Origin of the sequence: Methylobacterium crusticola, from assembly GCF_003574465.1 — a bacterium.
GTDB lineage: Bacteria > Pseudomonadota > Alphaproteobacteria > Rhizobiales > Beijerinckiaceae > Methylobacterium > Methylobacterium crusticola.
In genome coordinates this window covers 1-4,436 of the sequence record NZ_QOWC01000360.1, presented here as the reverse complement: position 1 = coordinate 4,436, position 4,436 = coordinate 1, and the positions used below count along the sequence as shown (strand labels likewise).

The 4,436-nt window shown below is 64.7% G+C and carries 4 protein-coding genes and 1 pseudogene; all 5 read right to left on the bottom strand.

The window, feature by feature from the left end:
* Positions 1 to 1,227: 1,227 nt before the first annotated feature.
* A complete protein-coding gene (locus tag DT057_RS34045) occupies positions 1,228 to 1,545 on the bottom strand; it encodes a transposase (RefSeq protein ID WP_128566424.1) in 318 nt (105 codons plus the stop codon).
* Positions 1,546 to 2,202: 657 nt separating this feature from the next.
* Positions 2,203 to 2,475: pseudogene (locus tag DT057_RS34040) on the bottom strand (DUF2312 domain-containing protein).
* A gap of 56 nt (positions 2,476 to 2,531) precedes the next feature.
* Entirely contained in the window at positions 2,532 to 3,587 is a 1,056-nt protein-coding gene (locus tag DT057_RS34035) for a competence protein CoiA family protein (protein WP_244937431.1), read from the bottom strand.
* A gap of 53 nt (positions 3,588 to 3,640) precedes the next feature.
* Complete coding sequence (locus tag DT057_RS34030) at positions 3,641 to 4,033, bottom strand: type II toxin-antitoxin system VapC family toxin (RefSeq protein WP_128566422.1); 393 nt, start codon at positions 4,031 to 4,033, stop codon at positions 3,641 to 3,643.
* On the bottom strand, positions 4,026 to 4,274 hold the full coding sequence (locus DT057_RS34025) for an AbrB/MazE/SpoVT family DNA-binding domain-containing protein (protein ID WP_128566421.1): 249 nt from the start codon (positions 4,272 to 4,274) through the stop codon (positions 4,026 to 4,028). The genes DT057_RS34030 and DT057_RS34025 overlap by 8 nt, the downstream gene beginning before the upstream one ends.
* Between the last annotated feature and the right edge of the window lie 162 nt (positions 4,275 to 4,436).

Below are 4,436 nucleotides of genomic sequence, written 5' to 3'. Positions count from 1 at the left end.
ACGGGGTCCTTATTCCACGCCTAATCACAGCATGATATCCTCCCAGGGGCGTCTGTCGCGCTTGGGGCTGAGGATAGCACGTCGGAGATCTGACCTCAGCGGTCGCCGATCGAGATTACTCGGCTGCTTCCAGGCGTAGTGGCGGGGTGACCGCGGCCAGGTGCTCGCGGATCGCAGTCGGCCAGCGGATCGGCTCATCGTCTGACGGCAGGCGCTACCGCACTACCTCGGCCTTGATCGAGCCGAGCGCTCGGGCGCAGGCGGGAGGTTTGCGACGTATTCGAACTACGTCCGACTCGTCTCCTACGTGCTTGCCGCAATCTGGTTCATTTTGGGTATACCCTTCCTGAACCAGGCTGCAGCTGGTTCAGTAAGTGCCGCTTTCCGGACCTAATTGAACTGCCAAGATGTGAACCATCCCAAGTGAACCGGCAGCTCACCGGCCAGCTGTATTGCGCGAGTCTGCAAAGAGATACACCCCTTCTACGTCTCCTTTCGGCATGCGCGCCGATCGCCTTGCTCATGAAAGGGCCAGCCACGCCGGGTGCGAGCGGGTCCGAGTTGGTTTTGTAGCCTCAAGTGGGCTTGTTGCCGATGTGCCTGGCAATTGAGTCGTAAGACCACCGCGGCAACTCAGAGGACTCCCGCTCAGCCTCGTGTCCGATGCCGCCACGTCGATTAGCCCGTCAGAGCTCAGAACGAGCAAATCTCTGGCGTTCCACACAGAAACGGTTTTGCGAGAAACGTCGCGGTGCCAAGATAACTCGGCCTCAGGTGACGAGCAATGACGCCATAAATGTTAAGCTGTTAATGTGTTTCCGGGTTTTCAGGACTGAACCCTAGACGGGTCGCGAACTCGCGCGGACCCGCATGGGGTGGGGGGCCTTGGAAGGACCCGAGAACTCATGTGCTGTACGTGCTTCGCACATGCGAGACGTGTAAGCCATCATCGCAACGGCACTGCACCCTATCAATAGGTACCCTTGCATATGCGCTTCATGTGAAGTCAGCCTGATCCTTGGCCCACTCTGATGAGCCAACTGGCTCGGATGCTAGCCTAACCGCGTAGCAGCTGCACTGCGGGCATCGATAGCCCTGCCATTTGCGGCGCCCTGTCCAGTCGCATTGCTCGCAGACTACAGGGACGACGAGAGCGGCAGTCTTGCGCCAACCAGGGTGACGCCTCTCAACGTCCATGCCTATGGCTGCTGGGGCTCTGGTCATTGGTTAGGCTGCGCTTACCATTTGCCTCGTCGGCGTCAGCAGGACCTGCCTCATCGCGATAGGGAACTCCCATCGCTCCTCGCCCTGCTGCTTAGGCGCGACCCTGGCAAGCGCGTTTCTCATCCAGACCAAGCGGCAGTGCTGGTGCGTCGCGGACGACACCTTGGCGGCAGTTGCCCGCAGGCCCTTGTAGTTGTCAGCCACCACGAGCTGCACTCCGCGCAAACCCTGGTCGGCCAGAGACTGCAGAGAGGCCTTCCAGAACGGCTCGGCCTCCGAGGCGTCGGTGGCGAGGCTGAGCAGCTCGCGCCGCCCATCAATGTTTACGTCGGCGGATCGTCCACCGCCTCCGTCGCAGCGCTGTGCCGCTTACCTCTCTTATTTTGAGGGTATTTTTGGCACGCGCCAAATGACGGAAAATCACTCTCTGCAGCAATTTGCAAGCCACTGCACATCAACAAAAAATGTTGTTTTAGAGGGTGGTCGGGGGCAGTTTTCTGACATCCAGAATGCTGATGACGAGGAAATAAAAACATGCATGAGTCCCCGTGCGGTGGAGGGGCCTAGCCGCCCCGGACTTTCGACCCCCCGGGGGGCCTCACCCCCTCTCAGGGGCGTCAGGAACGGCGTTCACGGTTGGCGCTGGTAAGGGGTTGTGGCTCCCCTTGGCTACCGGCTGTCCTGGGGCATCCTAGAGGCACACAGCATGGGTCGTTTTCAGAATGCGCTAGGGCACCCGCCATAGGCCGAGGATGAGGCACGCCAGCACCATGGCCAGGACCATCGCCATGGTGCCTAGGTCAAGGTCTGCCATGGGGCGGGGGATCGTTGCGCGTGTCTACCGGCTCGAGCCCCATGCCTCGCAGCTGCGCCAAGGCGTGGCGCTCTAGCGCCCGCATGTCGGCCTGCGCCCTGGCGAAGCGCGCACCGAGGTGCTCGAGGGCGAGCACTCACTCGAGCGGATCCCCCTTGCTGATCCTACGCTGCCTGCGCAATCGGAGCAGGCGTGGGCGCGTCCATGGCGTGCAGGTAGACGTCGAGCAGCGTCTCGTGCTCGTCGCGCTCGTCCTTGTCCTGCTTGCGCAGCTTGATGATCTCCTTGAGGATTTTTACGTCGAGCTCGTCACTCCTAGCCTCAAGGAAGATCTACTTCTTGGCCTCCATCGGGTCCTTGATCTCCTCCTCGAGCTTCTCGATCCGCTCGACGATGGCGCGAATACGATCGCCCGCGATCCCTGCCGTGTCGCTCATGGTTGCCGCTACTTCAAAGCCGAGGCGCAACCTCGAGCATGGCGGTAAGCGAGACGTTAGGCGGATGCGCGGGCACGACGGGCGGCGCGCACCACCTGGAGCACGTCCGGCCACAGGGTCCAGCGCTCCCGACCGCCCGCCGGCACGAGGATGCCCAGGTGCGCCAAGGCCCCTGCCCAGGCGCTGATGGCGTCGGCAGGCGGCGCGAAGGATGGCTCCCTCATCTTCAAAGCCTCGACCTCCACGCTCGAGAGGCGGGTGAAGCGGGACCGCACAACGCCCCGCTGCCGCAGCTGGCGCAGCGCTTCCGCGGCGGTGATCACCCACCGGGTACCCAGAAGGGCCTGGTCCAGAGCCTGCTCGAGAACCGCCGCCTGCCAGTCCCGCGGGGGAACGGTGAAGCAGCCCAGACCCGGTACGTCGATGCCGATCGCCCGGGTGAGGCCGTCAGCGGAGATCCGGTTGGCGGGTAGTGAGGCAGCGCGCGGAACTCGCAGCTCGGCACAGGCCGCCGCGTAGATCCGCGCGAGGGAAGCCGCCCGCCCAAGGCCGGGCTCGGATGATCGAGGAGGCTCCAACTGCCCCGGTGTCGGTCCCCGTAGCCTCGGATTGTGCAGCCACTTGCGGGGCGCCTGGGTGAGGATCGCCTCCGCCAAGCCGACCCGCGACAGGTCGCGCGGCAGCCAGGAGAGGTCGATCTCCACGGCTGCGATCCCCAGGTCGGCGATCCTGGCGATCTTGGTGGCGTCGCACGGGTGCGTGACGCGAAACTCGACGAGCAGGTCGCGCCCACCTTTGCGCACGACCACGTCCGGAACGATGTCTCCGAGCCGGTGCTCGAGCGCGGCCGCATCGAAGCGGATCGGGCCACCCTGATAGGTGGTCGGGTGCTCGAGGGACGGGAGCACCAGCTCCAGGCGGCGAGCGAGGCACTCCTTGGCGAAGATGTGCAGGGCCGTCTCGGCTCCCGCTCGGCAGGCTGGCTGCTCAGCGACGCCGTGATGCCCGAAGTGATGGTCCCTGCGATCACCCTTCCTGGCGACCAGGGGCGCCTTGCAGCCGGGGCAGCGACAGCCGCAGGCGAGACCGGGGTGCACCTCGGAGACGTGCACGACGGACCCGTCCGCCCGTTCCCCGAACAGCAGGCTGTCGCTGCCGCCGGGTCTCACGACCGGACAACCTCGATGCTGACGTCGGCCTTCAGCTTCTTCCAGGCCCGGTCGGTGGTGACGGCCACAGCCTCACGGCTCGTGGCGAGTGCCAGGCAGGAGCGATCCCCGAGCGACAGACCGGCCTCTCGCGTGAGGGCCCGCAGGGCACCGACGGTCTCGCCCTGAGCGCGATCGAGCGGCACAACGTCGAGATCCAACTCGCGCAGGTCGGCCACCGCTTCCTCGGGGGCTTGGCCGCGGTCGACCAGCTTGCCGATCACCTCGGCGTAGTTGGCCGCACTGATGCAGGCGCCGTGGAGCACCGCCTCCACGCGGCCTGCCCCCGGTTCGTCGAAGAGCAGGCAGAGCAGGGCAGAGGCATCGAGGACGTACCCTCCCTTACTCACGCCCGGCCTCCTCGCGCCGCTGCGCGATGAGCTCCTCTGAAACCAGCCCCTCCGCAGGTGCGAGGGCACGCAGCTTGGCCTGGATGCGACGCAGGGCGGATCGCGCTGGGCGGATGCGGAGCTCGTCGCCGTGCAGCTCCATGAACACGGTGTCGCCCTTGCTCAGACCCAAGCTCTGTCGGAATGCGGCTGGCACGATGATGCGGCCACCCTCCACCACTTTGCCCTTCACCGCAGCCATGACGAAATCCCGCTACAAGGCTATGAACGCACCAGAAGTGTAGCAACTGGAGCTTGGTGCAGGAAGCCTTAGGCGGGCATCAAGCTATCCATCTGCCGTGTGGTTGCAGCAGTGCACGTAGCACGCTTGCCGGAGCTGGTTACCACCGGTCCGTCATTCGCT